Source organism: Nocardiopsis sp. N85 (genome assembly GCF_028882275.1).
GTDB classification, from domain to species: Bacteria; Actinomycetota; Actinomycetes; order Streptosporangiales; family Streptosporangiaceae; genus Nocardiopsis; species Nocardiopsis lambiniae.
On the sequence record NZ_JARBUT010000003.1, the window covers coordinates 72,942 to 90,187 of the forward strand.

Annotated in this window: 18 protein-coding genes; 13 read left to right on the top strand and 5 right to left on the bottom strand. The window is 69.9% G+C overall.

Annotated elements, in window-relative coordinates:
* Window positions 1-4 precede the first annotated feature (4 nt).
* The 3 genes from PWG71_RS06095 (at window position 5) to PWG71_RS06105 (ending at window position 2,262) form a co-directional block, all read left to right on the top strand.
* On the top strand, window positions 5-184 hold the full coding sequence (locus tag PWG71_RS06095) for a DUF6104 family protein (protein WP_274808545.1): 180 nt from the start codon (window positions 5-7) through the stop codon (window positions 182-184).
* Between the two features lie 167 nt (window positions 185-351).
* Window positions 352-1,203: a DUF4097 family beta strand repeat-containing protein gene (locus PWG71_RS06100; protein ID WP_274808546.1), complete on the top strand. Its 852-nt coding sequence runs from the start codon at window positions 352-354 to the stop codon at window positions 1,201-1,203.
* A complete protein-coding gene (locus PWG71_RS06105) occupies window positions 1,204-2,262 on the top strand; it encodes a PadR family transcriptional regulator (RefSeq protein ID WP_274808547.1) in 1,059 nt (352 codons plus the stop codon).
* Between the two features lie 323 nt (window positions 2,263-2,585).
* On the opposite strand, the gene PWG71_RS06110 is transcribed toward PWG71_RS06105, so the two are convergent.
* The gene (locus PWG71_RS06110; RefSeq protein WP_274808548.1) at window positions 2,586-3,779 is read right to left on the bottom strand and encodes an NAD(P)-dependent malic enzyme; all 1,194 of its coding nucleotides are present in this window, start codon (window positions 3,777-3,779) and stop codon (window positions 2,586-2,588) included.
* Between the two features lie 382 nt (window positions 3,780-4,161).
* Between PWG71_RS06110 and PWG71_RS06115 the strand changes: the two genes are divergently transcribed.
* From PWG71_RS06115 to PWG71_RS06145, 7 genes are all read left to right on the top strand, one after another.
* On the top strand, window positions 4,162-5,085 hold the full coding sequence (locus PWG71_RS06115; RefSeq protein ID WP_274808549.1) for an ABC transporter substrate-binding protein: 924 nt from the start codon (window positions 4,162-4,164) through the stop codon (window positions 5,083-5,085).
* Window positions 5,086-5,127: 42 nt separating this feature from the next.
* Window positions 5,128-6,090: an amino acid ABC transporter permease gene (locus tag PWG71_RS06120; protein ID WP_274808550.1), complete on the top strand. Its 963-nt coding sequence runs from the start codon at window positions 5,128-5,130 to the stop codon at window positions 6,088-6,090.
* Window positions 6,090-6,905, top strand: a complete 816-nt coding sequence (locus tag PWG71_RS06125; protein ID WP_274808551.1) for an amino acid ABC transporter ATP-binding protein — start codon at window positions 6,090-6,092, stop codon at window positions 6,903-6,905. The genes PWG71_RS06120 and PWG71_RS06125 overlap by 1 nt, the downstream gene beginning before the upstream one ends.
* Before the next feature lie 147 nt (window positions 6,906-7,052).
* Entirely contained in the window at window positions 7,053-7,619 is a 567-nt protein-coding gene (locus PWG71_RS06130) for a class I SAM-dependent methyltransferase (protein WP_274808783.1), read from the top strand.
* A gap of 98 nt (window positions 7,620-7,717) precedes the next feature.
* Entirely contained in the window at window positions 7,718-8,209 is a 492-nt protein-coding gene (locus PWG71_RS06135; RefSeq protein WP_274808552.1) for a GNAT family N-acetyltransferase, read from the top strand.
* A 124-nt stretch (window positions 8,210-8,333) separates the two neighbouring features.
* A complete protein-coding gene (locus tag PWG71_RS06140; protein WP_274808553.1) occupies window positions 8,334-8,759 on the top strand; it encodes an anti-sigma factor in 426 nt (141 codons plus the stop codon).
* Window positions 8,760-8,800: 41 nt separating this feature from the next.
* Window positions 8,801-9,559: an RNA polymerase sigma factor SigF gene (locus PWG71_RS06145; protein ID WP_274808784.1), complete on the top strand. Its 759-nt coding sequence runs from the start codon at window positions 8,801-8,803 to the stop codon at window positions 9,557-9,559.
* A 21-nt stretch (window positions 9,560-9,580) separates the two neighbouring features.
* Here the strand turns inward: PWG71_RS06145 and PWG71_RS06150 are convergent, their stop codons facing one another.
* The gene (locus tag PWG71_RS06150; protein WP_274808554.1) at window positions 9,581-9,991 is read right to left on the bottom strand and encodes a hypothetical protein; all 411 of its coding nucleotides are present in this window, start codon (window positions 9,989-9,991) and stop codon (window positions 9,581-9,583) included.
* Between the two features lie 89 nt (window positions 9,992-10,080).
* Between PWG71_RS06150 and PWG71_RS06155 the strand changes: the two genes are divergently transcribed.
* Together PWG71_RS06155 and PWG71_RS06160 are read left to right on the top strand one after the other, a co-directional pair.
* Window positions 10,081-11,013, top strand: a complete 933-nt coding sequence (locus tag PWG71_RS06155) for a diacylglycerol/lipid kinase family protein (RefSeq protein ID WP_274808555.1) — start codon at window positions 10,081-10,083, stop codon at window positions 11,011-11,013.
* Window positions 11,014-11,288: 275 nt separating this feature from the next.
* A complete protein-coding gene (locus tag PWG71_RS06160) occupies window positions 11,289-11,546 on the top strand; it encodes a WhiB family transcriptional regulator (RefSeq protein ID WP_274808556.1) in 258 nt (85 codons plus the stop codon).
* Window positions 11,547-11,727: 181 nt separating this feature from the next.
* Here the strand turns inward: PWG71_RS06160 and PWG71_RS06165 are convergent, their stop codons facing one another.
* Window positions 11,728-13,278 carry a sensor histidine kinase gene (locus PWG71_RS06165; RefSeq protein WP_274808558.1) on the bottom strand — a complete coding sequence of 517 codons (1,551 nt, stop codon included), beginning with the start codon at window positions 13,276-13,278 and terminating at the stop codon, window positions 11,728-11,730.
* A 99-nt stretch (window positions 13,279-13,377) separates the two neighbouring features.
* Here PWG71_RS06165 and PWG71_RS06170 point away from each other — a divergent pair, with 99 nt between their 5' ends.
* Window positions 13,378-14,118, top strand: coding sequence for a GntR family transcriptional regulator (locus PWG71_RS06170; protein ID WP_274808559.1), 741 nt, complete (start codon window positions 13,378-13,380; stop codon window positions 14,116-14,118).
* Window positions 14,119-14,175: 57 nt separating this feature from the next.
* On the opposite strand, the gene PWG71_RS06175 is transcribed toward PWG71_RS06170, so the two are convergent.
* Both PWG71_RS06175 and PWG71_RS06180 read right to left on the bottom strand, forming a co-directional pair.
* Window positions 14,176-15,510, bottom strand: a complete 1,335-nt coding sequence (locus PWG71_RS06175) for an HD-GYP domain-containing protein (RefSeq protein WP_274808561.1) — start codon at window positions 15,508-15,510, stop codon at window positions 14,176-14,178.
* Window positions 15,510-16,877, bottom strand: a complete 1,368-nt coding sequence (locus PWG71_RS06180; protein WP_274808785.1) for an HD-GYP domain-containing protein — start codon at window positions 16,875-16,877, stop codon at window positions 15,510-15,512. Before PWG71_RS06180 ends, PWG71_RS06175 begins: the two co-directional genes overlap by 1 nt.
* Window positions 16,878-17,246 lie beyond the last annotated feature (369 nt).

Sequence of the window (17,246 nt, forward strand, 5' to 3'; positions counted from 1 at the left end):
CCTCGTGTACTACACGGATCGCGGAATCGAGGAGTTGGAACGGCGCCGCGGCGAGGAGGAGGTCAGCTTCGCCTGGCTCGCCGAGCAGCTGCGGACGTTCACCGACGTGAACCCCGAGTTCGAGACCCCGATCGACCGGTTGGCCACCTGGTTGGCCCGGCTGGACGACGAGGACGAGGAGTAGGGACCGCCTTCGAAGGGGCCCGGGAGAGATCCCGGGCCCCTTCGGCGTTCCCGGGTCCGGTCTCGGGGAGAACCCGGACGTGTCCCCGAGAATCCGCGACATATCTTGAGTTCGCCGGACTCGCGACATATCGTGAAGGCAACAGAGCGAGCGAAGGGGTGCACACGATGGCACGTTGGACCATCGACAGGCCGACGACCCAGACCATCGACGGGATCGTGGCCCTGCGGGTCCGGATCCTCGGCGGTCAGGTCAACATCATCCCCACCGACGATCCGGTCACCTTCGAGGTCACCGACATCGTCGGCGAACCCCTCCTGGCGGTCCAGGAGGCGGGGATCCTCACCATCCACTACGAGGACCTGACCGGATCGGGGCTGCTGGAACGGCTGCGCCCGGTCCAACTGGGCGGATACAAGCAGATGCGGCGGCGCAGCGCCACCGTGAACCTGCGCGTCCCCCGGGACTGCCCGGTCGAGGTGGCCACCATGAGCGCACCGATCGTGGTGGCGGGCGTGGGCTCTCGAACCCGCCTCAAGACCGCCTCGGGCGAGATCACCCTGGACGGGACGGGCGGCGAGACCGACGTCAACACCGTCTCGGGCAACGCCTCCCTGCGGGGGGTCGAGGGCGGGCTGACCTTCAACAGCGTCAGCGGACAACTGGCCGTTGCGGGCGGACGCGTCGCCTCGCTGAGCGCCAAGACCGTGTCCGGTTCCGTGCTGGCCGACACCGACGTGGCCCCGGCCGGTCGGGTCCGGCTCAACACGGTCTCCGGCGAGATCGCGCTGCGGGTGCCCGCGGACACCTCCGCCTCGGTGGAGATCCGCACCGCCACCGCCACCGTGGACTCCGACTTCGGTCTGGAGCGGAGCGGTGGGCGCGCCCGCACCGTCCTGAGCGGACGCATCGGCGGCGGCGTCGATCCCGCGACCATCACCATCAACTCCGCCTCAGGCCGGACCGCGCTGCTGCGCCGCGCGCCCGAGACCCCGGCCGCGATCCCCGAGGGGGCATGAATGAGCACCTTCTTCGGCCACGGCAGGCTGCGGCTCTACCTGCTCAAGCTGCTGGACGAGAGTCCCCGGCACGGCTACGAGATCATCAGCCTGCTCCGGGACCGGTTCCTGGGCGTGTACTCGCCCTCCCCCGGCACCATCTACCCACGGCTGGCCCGCCTGGAGGAGGAGGGCCTGGTCACCCACACCGAGGAGGGGGGCCGCAAGGTCTACAGCCTCACCGACAAGGGACGTGAGGAGTTGAGGGCGCGCGAAGGGGATCTGCACGACCTGGAGCGGGAGATCACCGACTCGGTGCGCGACATCGCGCGGGCGGTCAAAAAGGACGTGCGCGAGACCATCGGCTCGCTGCGCGAGGAGTTGAAGTTCGCGGCGGGCGGCGCCCGGCGCGCCGACTCCGAACGCGCGTCCTCCGAGCGGACGGCTCCGAAGGCCCCCGCCGAGGAGACCCCGACCGCCGAACGGAAGGAGTCCCCCGGAGGCGAGAAGGCCCGGTCCGGCGAGGAGACCCGGGAGGAGCGCGAGCGGGACCGCTCCTGTGACGACGGCACCCGCTGGTCGCGCGAGTGGGAACGGTTCGCCCAGGGCTTCGGCGCCTTCGGTGCCGTCTGGGGCCGAGGCGGCGCCGAGCGCTCCTCGGAGTTCGAGCAGGCCCTGCACGACTTCAGCGACCGGGTGCGCGACGTGGCCCGGGAGGCAGGCACGGTCGGCGAGGCCGCGGTGCACGACCTGCGCCGCATCCTGGACGACACCGTCGAGGTGATCCGCCGGGACGTGCGCCACTGGGGCCCGCCTCACGAGGAGGGCACCGAGGGGTCGGGCGACGGGCCCGACACCCCGGAGCCCGGGTCCACCGGGACGAAGGCCCCGGAACCGGGATCCGGGACCGGGCGGTCGGAGCCGAAGGCCGCCGGGCCCGAGGCGCCCGCCGCCGAGAAGCCCGAGGCGAAGGAATCCGAGGCGGAGGAGCCCAAGGCCGCCCGGCCCATGCCACAGGCCGGCGGCGACCCCTGGAGCCAGGTGGTCGACGACCCCGCCGACAGGTCCGACGAGAAGTAGCCGCAGGACGACGAAGGGTCCGGAGGGGCGCCGCGGGGGCACGCCCTCCGGGCCCTTTCCCGCCGGGGCCGAGGCGTCGGCGGCGGGGGACCGCCCCGCCCCGAGGACGAACGGCGGGGCCGGTGTGGGAACACCGGCCCCGCCGTCCGCGGAACACGCCCTAAGGCGTGTTCCGCGGATACTCACCCTGCTGCGCGACGCCCCGGCACAGCTCTCGCCGCGTTCTCATCAGTCGACAGCCACACCGGGATGACTCCTTCTTCGGCCTTGCGAGAGCCGCACCGGGACGGCGCTCGCGACGGGCGGCATCCACGGAACACGCCTTAGCGGCGGGCGACGCCGTCCTCGCGGGCCTGGGCGGCGACCGCGGCGGCGACCGCCGGGACCACCCGCTCGTCGAAGGGGCTCGGAATGACGTAGTCCGCGGACAGGTCGTCACCGACGAGGGCGGCCAGCGCCGTGGCGGCGGCCAGCTTCATGTTCTCGGTGATGGCGGTGGCCCGGGCGTCGAAGGCGCCTCGGAACACACCCGGGAAGGCCAGCACGTTGTTGATCTGGTTGGGGAAGTCGCTGCGCCCGGTGGCGACGACGCTCGCGTACCTGCGGGCGACGTCCGGGTGGATCTCCGGGTTGGGGTTGGCCATGGCGAAGACGATCGAGTTCTCGGCCATGGTGGCGACGACGTTCTCCGGGACCTCACCGGCGGACAGGCCGATGAACACGTCGGCGCCGGCCAGGGCGCTCTCGATGGAGCCGCGCAGGCCCGCCTTGTTGCTGATGGCGGCCAGCTCTCGCTTGACCGGGGTCAGGCCCTCGCGGCCGTCGTAGATCATGCCCTTGGAGTCGGCGACGGCGATGTCGCCGATGCCGCCGTCGATGAGCATCTTGGTGACGGCGATCCCGGCCGCGCCCGCGCCCGAGACCACGGCGCGCAGGTCACCGAGGGTGCGCCCGGTGAAGCGGGCGGCGTTGTGCAGGGCGGCCACGGTGACGATGGCGGTGCCGTGCTGGTCGTCGTGGAAGACGGGGATGTCCAGCCGCTCGCGCAGGCGCTTCTCGATCTCGAAGCAGCGCGGAGCGGAGATGTCCTCAAGGTTGATGCCGCCGAAGGACGGGGACATCCGCACGACCGTCTCGACGATCTCGTCGACGTCGGTGCAGGCCAGCGCGATCGGCACGGAGTCGACGTCGCCGAACTGCTTGAACAGCAGCGACTTGCCCTCCATGACCGGCAGGGAGGCCTCGGGGCCGATGTCGCCCAGGCCGAGGACCGCGGTGCCGTCGGTGACGACGGCGACCAGGTTGCTCCGCCAGGTGTAGTCCTCCACCAGTTCGGGCGTGTCGGCGATGCCGTCGCAGACACGGGCGACGCCGGGGGTGTAGGCGAGGGACAGGCCCTCCTGGTCGTGGACGTCGACGGTGGAGGTCACCTGGAGCTTGCCGCCGCGGTGCAGGGCGAAAGCGGGATCGTCGTCGAGATGCTGATTCCGGGTACGCGAAGAGGACTCGCTGGTCATCGAAAACCCTTCAAGGTCTTTCGGTACGCCGCCGTCGGCCATGACGGGGCGAATGGGTGGGTGCGTACCGCGCGCGAAGCCGGATCTGTGCTAGGGGTGACCTCCACGACGCCGGTCGGCCATGACCGGTGATGTCGCCGGGGAGGGTCGTGCTTCGCCTGACTCTTATGCGAGTTCTGCGCGGACGCCTCTCTCACGGGGATGACCCGTTACGCAATCCTCTCACAACGGTGACCACAGGAAAATCGCGGGTCGGCAACATAGGACGGCACCGGCATATCAACATTCGTCACACATCGCACCGTATGTCGCTCTGGTTCGGGGGAAGGGGCCACGAACCCGACTCCGACCAGGCACTTCGTGCTCCAGAAGGAGATCCACGATGGACCTGCACAAGCCCCTGTCCACGCCCTTCTCCGTCGGCGCCCTCGCCCTGGCCGGCGTCCTCGCACTGAGCGCCTGCGGTGGTTCCGACGAACCCGGTGAGGACACCGCGACGCCCGAGAAGCCCGCCGTCGAGGTGGACGAGGAACTGGCGGCCCTGGTGCCCGCCGACATCGCCGAGGCGGGTACGGTCGCGATCGGTGTGGAGGCCTCCTACCCGCCCGGTGAGTACCTGGACCCCGACGGCGAGACCGTCCTCGGCTTCAACGTCGACCTGCTCGAAGCCGCCCTCGGCAAGCTGGACCTCGAAGCCGACTGGCAGCCCACCACGTTCGACTCCATCATCATCGGCGTCGACACCGGCACCTACGACCTGGGCTCCTCCTCCTTCACCATCACCGAGGAGCGCATGGAGCAGGTCAACATGATCTCCTACTTCTCCTCCGGCACCCAGTGGTTCGCCCAGGACGGCAACCCGCAGAGCGTCGACCCCGACAACGCCTGCGGCATGCGCGTCGCGGTCCAGTCCGACACCACGCACGACGAGGACATCGAGGCCCGCAGCCAGGCCTGTGTCGACGCCGGCGAGGACCCGATCACCATCCAGAAGTTCGAGAGCCAGCCGCTGGCCACCGAGACCGTCGTGTCCGGTGTCAACGACGCCTCCCTCGCCGACATGCCCACCTCGGCCTACGCCCTGGAGCAGACCGGCGAAGGCGTGCTGGAGTTCATCGGCGAGCAGTACGACGCCGCTCCCTACGGCATCCTCACCCACAAGGAGGGCACCGAGCTGGCCGACGCCATCGCCGCCGCCTTCAACGCCATGATCGAGGACGGCACCTACGAGCAGGTGCTCGGCGAGTGGGGTGTCGAGGCCGGCGGTCTGGAGTCCGCCGAGGTGAACCCGGCCACCGAGGGATAAGGGAAGACCTCCCCCGTCCGTCACCGAGCGAAAGTCCGACCTGTGTCCTCACCGACCGCACCGGTGGACGGCCCGGAGCCCGAGAAGAAGGCTCCGGGCCGATCGGCCGAACCCATCACCGCCGTCCCCGTTCGCTACCCCGAACGGTGGGTGGCCGCCGGCCTCGTCCTGCTCCTCGCGGCGATGTTCGTGCACATGCTCTTCACGAACGACGCCTTCAACTGGCCGTTCATGATGGAGCACATGTTCTCGGACCCCGTCGTCCGAGGCGTGTGGATCACGATCAGCGCCACCGTGCTGTCCATGATCATCGGCATCGTGCTGGGCATCCTCCTGGCCGTGATGCGCCTGTCCGGCAACCCCGTCCTGAGCACCGTCTCCTGGCTCTACACCTGGTTCTTCCGGGGTGTGCCCCGCCTGGTCCTGGCCGTGCTCTTCGGCAACCTGGCGATCCTCTACCAGACCATCGAGCTGGGCCTGCCCTTCGACAACTACTGGATGGCCTGGCTGGGGATGGAGGGTGACGCCCGGTTCTTCGAGATCGACACCCGCACCCTGCTGAGCGGCTACGTCGCCGGGCTCATGGCGCTGTCGCTGTCCGAGGGCGCCTACATGGCCGAGATCATCCGAGCCGGCCTGCAATCGGTCGACAAGGGCCAGACCGAGGCCGGCCAGGCCCTGGGCATGAGCCGCGCCAGGGTGCTGCGCCGCATCACCCTGCCGCAGGCGATGCGGGTGGTCATCCCGCCGACCGGCAACGAGACCATCGCCATGCTCAAGGACACCGCCCTGCTCGCCTACGTCCCGGTGACCATCGAGTTGTTCTACCAACTCCAGGCGATCGGCTCCCGGACCTACCAGATCTTCCCGATGCTGGTGGCGGCGTGCCTGTGGTACCTGGCCATCACCAGCGTGCTGATGGTGGGCCAGTACTTCATCGAGCGCCGTTTCGACCCGGGCCGGTACGGCGGCATCCGCAACCGCATCGTCGGAGGGGCGCACTGATGAGCGAGCAGGACACAACGGTCATCGAGACCGCCGAGGGCGCCGAACTGCCCTCCGACGCCCTCGTGGTCGCCGAGAACGTCCACAAGAGCTTCGGGCGGCTGGAGGTGCTCAAGGGCATCGACCTCCAGGTCAAGCGCGGCGAGGTCATGTGCATCATCGGCCCCTCCGGGTCGGGCAAGTCGACCTTCCTGCGGTGCGTCAACCACCTGGAGAAGCTCAGCGCCGGGCGACTGTGGGTCAACGGCGAACTCATGGGGTACCGGCAGAAGCGCGGCAAACTGTACGAGCTGCGCGAGACCGAGATCGCGGCCCAGCGCAGCGACATCGGCATGGTGTTCCAGCGCTTCAACCTGTTCCCCCACCTGAGCGTGGTGGGCAACATCATCGAGGCTCCGGTCCAGGTCAAGCGCGTTCCCAGGGCCCAGGCCACGGCCAAGGCCCTGGAACTGCTGGAGCGCGTGGGCCTGCCCGACAAGGCCGGCGCCTACCCGGAACAGCTCTCCGGCGGCCAGCAACAGCGCGTGGCCATCGCCCGCGCGCTGGCGATGGAACCGTCCCTGATGCTGTTCGACGAACCCACCAGCGCGCTGGACCCAGAGCTGGTCGGCGAGGTGCTCGACGTCATGCGCGACCTGGCCGAGAACGGCATGACCATGATGGTCGTCACGCACGAGATGGGGTTCGCCCGCGAGGTCGGCGACTCCCTGGTGTTCATGGACGACGGCGTGGTCGTGGAGGCCGGTGAACCCGCCGCGGTGCTGGGGAACCCGCAGCACGAGCGGACCCGGGCGTTCCTGTCCAAGGTGCTCTGACCCGGGGCCCTTCGGGCGGCCCGCGTCCCTTCCGGGGAGGCGGGCCGCCCGCTTTTGGCGGGCTCTCGCGGAGAAACGCGCCTCCGCCCCTTGACCGGGGACCGATCGGGACCCAGAGTCGGTTCGGTGAGCACAGCGGGCGAGAACATGAACGCGTACACGGAGAGCGTCCGGACGGGCCGGGGGCGCGGGGAGCTCTGGGACGGTGTCGCGCTGCGACGCACCCGGGAGATCCTGTGCGCGGGCGCGCGCGAGCGCACCCTGGAGGTGGGCGTGGGGACCGGCGCCAACCTGCGCCATTACCCTCCCCAGGTGCGGTTGACCGCGATCGACCGGGACCCGGGGATGGTCTCCCTGGCCCGTGAGCGCGCCGAGGAGCTGGGCGTCCCCGGCCGTTTCCTGGAAGGGGACGCCGCGGCCCTGGACTTCCCCGACGAGAGCTTCGAGACCGTGGTGTGCACCATGACCCTGGGTGTGATCGACGACCAGGAGGCGGCGCTGCGGGAGATGCACCGGGTCCTGGTCCCGGGCGGCCGGCTGCTCACCGCGGACCGCATCGATCACACCCGTTTCCCCGCGCGGTTGTGGGAGCGGCGCAGGGAGCACCCCCGGCGGTTGCCGCGGGACGTGGCCGTCGAGGCGGGTTTCCAGGTGGGCCACCACGATCGGCTCTTCTTCGGCCTGATCGAGCGCATGGTCGCCCATCGTCCCTGAGAGGACCGCCACGTCCCCGTTCCACGGCCCTGACGTCCGCCGTCGTGCGCATAGGCTGGAACGCGGCCCGTCCTCCCCGCACACGACCGAGGTGATCCATGATCCGTCCCGCCGAGCCCGCCGACCTTCCGGAGATCCACCGGATGATCCGGGAGCTCGCCGAGTACGAGAAGGAGCCGGAGTCGGCGGTCGCCACCCAGGAGGATCTCCACGCGGCGCTCTTCGGCCCCGACCCCCGGGTCTTCTCGCACATCGCCGAGGAGCCCGGACCGGACGGGGAACCCGTTCCCGTCGGTTTCTCGGTGTGGTTCCTCAACTTCTCCACGTGGACCGGAAAGCACGGCGTGTACCTGGAGGACCTCTACGTGCGCCCGCGGGCGCGCGGCGGCGGTCACGGGTTCGCGCTCCTGCGGGCCCTGGCCGGGATCTGCGCGGAGCGCGGATACACCCGGCTGGAGTGGTCGGTGCTGGACTGGAACGAACCGGCCATCCGCTTCTACGAGGCGCTGGGATCGCGTCCCATGAGCGACTGGACGGTCCGCCGACTGGACGGGGAGGCGCTGGCCGTACTGGGCTCCCGGACCCCCTGACCACGACCGTTCGTCTCGCGTTCGATGCGATCGCGCGGACACGATCCATTCTCCCTGCGCCAGTGGCAGGGTGAAACGAGATACATTGCATTCAAGCGGCAACCTCGCCCCCCGAAGGAGGGACGTGACCGAAGAAACCGCTGTACCCATGGCCGACGCCACCGGTGTACGCGACGCCGTCACCGTCAACATGCCCGCGGACAGCGCTTATCTGTCCGTCCTGCGCACGGCGACGGCCGGCCTGGCGGCCAGGCTCGACTTCACCCTCGACGAGATCGAGGACCTGAGGATCGGGGTCGACGAGGCCTGCGCGATGCTCCTCTCCCAGGCACTGCCCGGCACGGAGCTGACCACCGAATTCGAACTCACTCCGGACGGAATGCGCATCTCCGTCTCGGTGATCACCGCCGACGGCCGACTGCCGGCCCGCGACACCTTCGCCTGGACGGTGCTGTCCGCCCTGGCCGGAGAGGTCGACGCCGAGGTCGGACCCGACGACCGTGTCTCCATCGTCCTGTACAAACGCCGTGGCGCCTTGGAGCCGGCGTGAGCGAAAGGGGGCCCGCTCTGACCGCGAAGACCGAGCACGCGGTGCCCGACCGGGCGCGCGCGAGAGCGCTGTTCGAACGCCTCAACGAACTCGAAGCCGATTCCGAGGAACGGCGCAGGATCCGTGACGAGCTCGTGGAACTCCACCTGCCCTTGGTGGAGTACCTGGCCCGCCGGTTCCGCAACAGGGGGGAATGGCTCGACGACCTCACCCAGGTCGCCACGATCGGGCTGATCAAGTCCATCGACCGGTTCGATCTGGAACGCGGGGTGGAGTTCTCGACCTACGCCACACCGACGATCGTCGGTGAGATCAAGCGTCACTTCCGGGACAAGGGGTGGGCCGTCCGGGTCCCCCGGCGTCTCCAGGAACTGAAGCTCTCGCTGACCAAGGCGGTCAGTGACCTGTCGCAGCGCGAGGGTCGCTCGCCGACGGTCGCCGAACTGGCCACCTATCTCCAGATGACCGAGGAGGAGGTGCTGGAGGGCCTGGAGTCCGCCAACGCCTACTCGACGGTGTCGCTGGACGCGCCCGACAGCGGGGACGAGGACGCCCCCGCGGTGGCCGACTCCCTGGGGATCGTGGACGAGTCCCTGGAGGGCGTGGAGTACCGGGAGTCCCTCAAACCGCTCTTGGAGCAGTTGCCGCCCCGCGAGAAGCGGATCCTGCTCCTGAGGTTCTTCGGGAACATGACCCAGTCACAGATCGCCCAGGAACTCGGCATCTCCCAGATGCACGTGTCCCGTCTGCTGGCGCGGACCCTGGCCCAACTGCGTCAGGCCCTGACCACCGACGATTGACGCCCCGCCGACGACCGCGGACTAACGGTTCCGCTCCCCCCACTCACCTGGGAAGAGCGCCGCGGTCGTCGGCGGCGAGAGCACCGCCGCCGAGGCGGCCACGGCCACGGCGGCGAGCCCGGCACCGATGACGACCTGGCCGCTGGTGAACATGTAGTACGCCACCACGCCGAGGAAGATCTGCGTCACGAAGACCGGTGTGCGCGCCCAGTCGTTCAGCCGCCACAGGCCGCGGGCGACGAAGATCAGCAGCGCGCCCACGCCCAGGCCGATCGCGGTGAGGGGGATCGCGCTGCTCAGCTCGCCGGTGCGGCCGGTGATCGCGATGAACATGCTGTAGACGCCGCCGACGACCGCGGCCACCCCGATCAGCGCCTCCAGCGCTGCGGCGATGACGACGGTGTACGGGCGGGAAGAGACCTCGGAAGACACCTCACGAGGTTATCCCCGCACCGACTCCCCCGTGTCCCGCCCCGCCCTCTCACGGCGCCGAGCCGGATCCTTACCCCTAGACTGACCGTGTGCGCGCCCTTTTCATCGTGAACCCCCAGGCGACCACGACCACATCGCGGACCCGCGAGGTGATCATGGGCGCCCTGTCGTCGGAGCTGGACGTCACCGTCGCCGAGACCGAGTACCGCGAACACGCGAGCGAGCTGGCCCGCGCGTCCGCGGCGGACGGATACGAGCTGGTGGTGAGTCTGGGCGGTGACGGCACCGTCAACGAGGTCGTCAACGGCCTCCTCGCGGCCCCCCCGGAGTTGAAACGACCGCGCTACGCGGTGATCCCCGGCGGCAGCGCCAACGTCTTCATCCGCGCCCTGGGGGTGTCGGGCGACCCGGTGGAGGCCACCGGGACCATCATGGAGGCGCTACGGGCGGGCCGGGAGCGCGAGATCAACCTGGGTCGGATCACCAGTGACAGGGACGACCGCCACTTCACCTTCTGTGCCGGCTTCGGCTGGGACGCGGACGTGGTCCAGCGGGTGGAGCACGAACGCGCGAACGGGCGGAAGGCGACGCCGGCGCTGTACGCGGAGGTCGCCTTCAAGCTGTTCTTCGGCGGCGATATCCGCGATCCGTCACTGAGCGTGCGGACCCGCGGAGGCGCCGTTCGCGATGTGTATTTCGCTCTCGTCACCAACGCCACACCGTGGACTTACGCGGGAGCCCTCCCGATCCAGCCGACCCCGGCGTCGCGTTTCGAGCTGGGCTTGGACGCTTTCGCGCTCACCCAGGCCTCGCACCCGCTGACCGGCTGGATCCTTTCGCAGATGTGCTTCCCCAAAGGGCTCCCGGCACGCGGCGACGGGTACCTGACCTGGCACGACCAGGAGTCGCTACGGATCACGTCACCTCATCCGCGGGCGTTCCAAATCGATGGGGAGTACCTCGGGGAGCGCGAAGAGGTCAACTTCCATTCCGTACCGAAGGCATTACGAATCGTCTGTTAATTGTCGGGTAAGGCGCCATTCAACGGCACTGTGACGCATGCGACACGGCTTACGGGACCTTTGACCCCGAGCCCCCTTGCACGGCAGGTTCAAGCCTGCCACGCTCAAGATATCGCCGCGAGTTACGGGCGAGTTAATTCGGGCGTTTCCCATGTGGCCACGGGGTGAACCCGTGACCAGGACCCCTCCGGTGGGACCCATCCACCGGGCGCCCGCCGCGCACTGTTCGTGAAAATCTTCACAAGCCCCGGACCTCGACATGAGGAGTGGACCGCATGGACTGGCGCCATGACGCAGCCTGCCGTGACGAAGACCCCGAACTCTTCTTTCCCATCGGCAACTTCGGCCCCGCCCTGTTGCAGATCGAAGAGGCCAAGGCCGTGTGCCGCCGCTGCCCCGTCAGCTCCGCCTGTCTGACCTGGGCGTTGGAGAGCGGCCAGGACGGCGGCGTCTGGGGAGGCACCAGCGAGGACGAACGCCGGCTGCTCAAGAAGCGGCGCGGCATCCCTCATCGTCCGATGGTACGCAGCTGATCCGACGTTCCCGCACCGCCCCCCTGTCAACGACGGGGTGCGGCCACGAGGGTCCCCGCCCGGCGCAGCGGGGACGCCCCTCGTACCCGATCCCGGGGCGGCCGCCAGGCCGTATCCCGTGGACGCCCTCGCTCCCCTCGACGGAATCCGGGCCCTTCGGCCCGAACCCGAAGAGCACACCCTAGGGCAGCGACGCCTCCTCGCGGTCCAGCGGCAGGGTGATCGCCACCTCGGTCCCACCGCTCTCCTTGGGCTTGATCGCCAGGGTCCCGCCGAGTTCTCCCACGATCAGGGTCCGCACGATCTGCAACCCCAGGCTCGTGGTCCCCTCCAGGTCGAAGTCCTCCGGCAGCCCGCCGCCGTCGTCGGACACCGCCAGTTCCAGGCTCCCCGCGCCCACGTACCCCGGGACGCCCTCGAAGCGGCGGACCCGCACCTCGATCGATCCCGGCCCCTGCCCCAGTCCGTGCTCCACCGCGTTCTGCACCAGTTCCGCCAGCACCATCGACAACGGTGTCGCCACCAGGGCGTTGAGCCGGCCGAACCCACCCACCCGGCGCGGGATCACGGTGCTGCCCGATGAGGTGGAGGAGACCTCCGCCGCCATCTGGATGACCCGGTCGGCGATGTCGTCGAAATCGACGACCTCGTCGGGGGTGTGGGACAGCATCTCGTGGACGATCGCGATGGAGCCGACCCGGCCCACCGCCTCGTCCAAGGCCGCCCGCGCCTCGGGCACGTCCAGCCGCCGCGCCTGCAACCGCAGCAGGGCCGCCACGGTCTGGAGGTTGTTCTTCACCCGGTGGTGGATCTCCCGGATGGTGGCGTCCTTGGTCATCAACTCGCGTTCACGCCGCCGCAGTTCGGTGACGTCCCGGACCATCACCAGCGCGCCGATGCGCACCTCGTCGATGATGAGCGGGATCGCGCGCAACTGCACGGTGACCCCGCGGGCGTCCACCTCCGCCTCCTGCGGAGCCCGGCCGCCGGCGGTGTAGGTCAGGTTCTCGTCGCGGGCCTCACCCTGCACCGCCAACTCCAGGGTGATGCGGTCCAGCCGGGCCCCCACCAGGTCGGCGGTCAGGCCCAGACGCCGGTAGGCGGACAGGGCGTTGGGGCTGGCGTAGACCACCTCGCCGTTCTGGTCCAGGCGCAGCAGGCCGTCCCCCACCCGGGGGGAGCGCACCATGAGCGGCCCCTGGTCGATGAAGGGGAACACGCCCTCGGCGATCATCTGCGCCAGGTCGCCGGCGCTCTGGAGATAGGTGAGCTCCAACCGGCTGGGCGTGCGCGCCGAACTCAGATTGGTACTGCGCTGGATCACCGCTATGAGGTTGCCCTCGCGGCGCACCGGAATGGTCTCCTCCCGCACCGGTACCCCGCCCGACCAGTCCGGGTCCCCGTCCCGACAGATGCGACCCTCGCGCCAGGCGCGGTCGATGAGCGCCCTGCGGCCCACCACCCGGGGGGCCGAACGGGAGGTGACGTCCGTCATGTCGTCGTAGAGGACGGCCTCGACCAGGTCGTCCTGGAACGCCGTGGGCCCGGTCGTGGGGCGCATCTGGGCGATGGACACCCAACCGTCGTCCTCGCGCAACCGTACCCACAGGACCAGATCCGCGAAGGAGAGGTCCGCCAGCAACTGCCAGTCGGAGACCAGGGCGTGGATCCACTCCAGATCCGCCTGTTCGAGGGACGTGTGACGCCTGATGAGATCACTGAGGTGAGGCACTCACAAATCATCCCATGAAGGCGTGCATACTCAAGAGGTACGCGCTCGACCAGTGGTCCACACCAATTCTCAGGGCGCGCTCGAACGCGGAGGAGACCGATGACCGGGCAGGGCACACTGGACGGCAACCCCCGGGTGCCGAAGTACTACCAGGTGAAAAAGCAGCTCTTGGAACTCATCGAGGCGATGCCCGCGGGCAATCCGGTGCCTCCGGAACGGGCTCTGGCCACCCAGTTCGGGACCTCGCGCACCACCGTGCGCCAAGCCCTCACGGAGATGGTCGTGGAGGGGCGCCTGCTGCGCATCCAGGGCAAGGGGACGTTCGTCGCCAAGCCCAAGGTCGCCCAGGTGCTCCAGCTCACCAGTTACACCCAGGAGATGCGCTCACACGGCCTGCACCCCGCCACGCGCATCCTCGATGTGAGCTACATCAACGCCGACGACCAGCTCGCCGAGCTCCTGGCGATCCGCTCGGGCGGGCGCGTGCTGCGCATCGAACGGCTGCGGCTGGCCAACGGGGAGCCGATGGCGGTGGAGACCGCCCATCTGGCGGCTCGTCGCTTCCCGGGGCTACGACGGCAGCTGGACCGCTACGCCTCGCTCTACGAGGCGCTGTCGAGCGCCTACGACGTCTCCCTCTCCGAGGCGGAGGCGTCCATCGAGACGGTGCTGGCGACCCCCAACGAGGCCCGGCTGCTCGGGGTGGACGTGGGACTGCCGCTGGTGCTGCACTGCCAGCACAGTTTCGACCGGGAGGGGCACCCGGTCGAATGGGTCCGTTCGCTGTACCGGGGCGACCGCTACAAGTTCGTCACCCGGCTGCGGCCGCCGACCGACTGACCGGGGCACCGCGCGGCGCGCGGTGCCCCGGCCCCGCCGACCCCGGCGGGAGGGACCTCACTCGCGTTCGAGCACGGCGGCCAGGGCGTCCACCACCCCGGGGTCGTACTCGCTGCCCGCGTCCATGCGCAGCCGTTCCAGTACCGCCGACCGGCGCTCGGCGTCGCCGTTCTCCCCGACCAGGTCGTCGAAGGCGTTGGCCACCTTGATGATCCGGCTGCCCAGCGGCGGGACGCCCTCGTCGCCGTCGCCCGCGACCGGTTCGCACTGACGGCGCACCACCTCGGCGACGCTGTCCAGCACCCCGGTCTCGCGGATGATCCCGGCGCCCAGCTCGGCGATGCGCCGCTGTTCCCGGGGCGAGGCCAGCACCGTCGCCCCGCCCGCGATGGGCTCGCGCAGGGACAGCTGTCCGATGTCGTGCATCAGTGCCGCGTACTCCAGCTCCAGCAGGTCGGCCTCGGCCAGCCCCAGCTCGCACGCGATCAGGTGGGACAGTCGGCTGACCCGGCGCGAGTGCCCGTTCTCCACGTACCCGCCGACCTCGGTGACCCGGGACAGGGCGCGCACGGTCTCCAGGTAGGTGCGCCGTACCTCGGCGTGGCGTCGGAAGGCCACCTGGGCGACCAGCAGCGGGGCGCTGAACACCAGCAGTCCGGCCAGGCCCGTGACCGTGCAGGACAGGGCGATGAGCACACCGCTGGAACCGATGGCCACGCCCGAGGCGAACTGGGCGCGCATCTCGTCGCGGACGGCCACCCACAACCGGGTGCGCAGCCGTTCGGCGCGCAGTAGCGCGGCCAGCAGCCCGTCGATCCCCCACACCGCCAGCACCAGCGTGAACATGAGCAGCGTCGCCGTCACCGACGGGCCCGAGAAGTCCAGTCGTTCGGCCAAGGGGCGGAACCCGATGGCCAACAGGCCGGCGGAGAGCACCCGCCGGGCGACGTCCTCCACCCGGGGGGCGCGGCCCACGGCGATGTGCGGCAGTTCGCCCACCGCCACACCGCAGGCGACCACCGCCACCACCTGCCAGGGCGAGTGGAGTGAGGGCCCCTCCCCCAGGCTCAGCAGGAAGGCGTAGCCGACCGCTCCGGCCGAAGCGATCGGCGCGACCTCCCGGTGCCCGGGGAGGGTGATCCTGACCAGCTCGCCGACCGCGATGACCAGGCAGAAGGACAGCGCCACGTAGGGTTCGACGAACCCGGTGGCCGACGTCCACACCAGGGCGGCCAGGGAGATGGCGCCCACGGCCGCGACCAGGATCGCGCGCACCGGCCGTGAGGTCCGCCAGATCGGGCCGCGGGGGCGCTGGTGGCTGAGCGCGCCGCCCTCGGGGCCGATCGGTCGTCCGTCGGAGGGGCGGGGCCCCTCCGTCTGCCTCTGCGTCATCACCGTTCCCGACCGCCCGCCGCGGTCCCGCCGGACAGCGCCGTGGTCGGGTCGGAGGTCTCGGCGGGCACGGCCACCGTCTCCTCGCCGTCCTCGTCCGTCCCCTCGGACGCCTTCGCCTCCTCGTCCGCCTCGTCGGCCGCGACCGATCCGTAGCAGCCACCGGGCGGCTCGGCGATGTCGGGGGTCTCCCAGCCTTCGCGCTCGACCGCCCTGACCAGGGCCTCCACCATGCGCGGGTCGAACTGCGTGCCGGCACAGGCGCGCAGTTCGGTGATGGCCTCCTCCACCGACCACGCCTTGCGGTAGGAGCGGGTGGAGGTGAGGCAGTCGAAGACGTCGGCGACGCTGATGACGCGGGCGGACTCGGGGATCTCCATCCCCACCAGCCCCATCGGGTAACCGCGACCGTCGAGGCGTTCGTGGTGGTGCCGGATCCCGGCCAGGGCCTCGTCCAGGAAGCCGATCTCCCGGACGATCTCGTACCCCCTGGTCGGGTGCAGCTTGATGGCGGCGTACTCCTCGTCGGTGAGCTTGCCGGTCTTCTGCAACACCTTGGTGGGCACCCCGAGCTTGCCGATGTCGTGGAGCATGCCCGCGTAGCGGATCTTCTGCACCCGCTCGGCGGTCATGCCCAGTTCCCGGGCGATCATGGCGGCGCCCTCGGCGACGCGCATGCAGTGCCCGCGCGTGTAGTAGTCCTTGGTCTCCACCGCCTGGCAGAGCGTGGCCAGGGTGGCCTCGTGCGCGCGTTCCTCGTCGGCCTGTTGGGCGAACGCCCACCGGGCGATGAACAGCGGCAGCAGGACCAGGAGCGGCGCGATGATCCCCACGCCGCCCCAGACCGCCGCGATCGCCAGCCCGAGCATCTGGTAGCCCATCGAGGACAGCTCGACGGCCACCAGGGGGCGCCAGTTGAACCTGCCGCGCCCGCGGGGGCGCACCTGGCCGAGCGTCCACAGCAGGACGGCGATCAGGAGGGAGTTGACCGCGGAGTGGGTCAGGACCGCGATGACGTAGGGCAGGACCACGGCCGGGAAGTCCTCCCGGCCGAGTTCCCCGACCACGCCGCCGCACAGAAGGTAGACGTGTCCCGCGGCGTACGCCGCCAGTGCGAACTGCGCCCCGTTGAAGGCCCGTTTGACCAGGTTCTGCCTGCGCACGGCGAAGCAGGAGGCGAAACCGACCACCGCGGCCCCGACCGGACCGACCAGGACGACCGCGGCCAGGGAGACGGCCGAGCTCGGCGAGATCCCCGCCTTGCCGCCCGACGGGACGCTCGTGCTGATCGACTCCGCGACCACGAACAGGAGCGCCACCAGGACCAGCGTTCGCAGATCGATACCCGCATAGGGCCCCATGAGCACGATGGTGACAGCACTGACAACGATGATCCCGACGTAGACACGCGCGCCCCCGGGAAGAGCCCGCACCCTCGTTCACCCCCCACCGACGACGACCGGACTGTCATGGTTTCACCGGTTCTGTTTTACCACCAGGACCATCCCGTGAAGGAGGAAGCCGCCAAGATCGACGCGGCCGCGACGTGAAGCAATGCCATGAACATCATTGTCCCCTCTCGCCTGAGCGGCATGCCGCCTTTTCCCCGGGCACGCCGCGTAAATTACCCCATTCGTTGGATATGACGTCCAGTTTAACGGGCCCGGAAGGCACCCGGATTCCCCACAACCCGAACCACCGCCGCCCCGGACTCCGAAGATGATACGAAGTTCCGA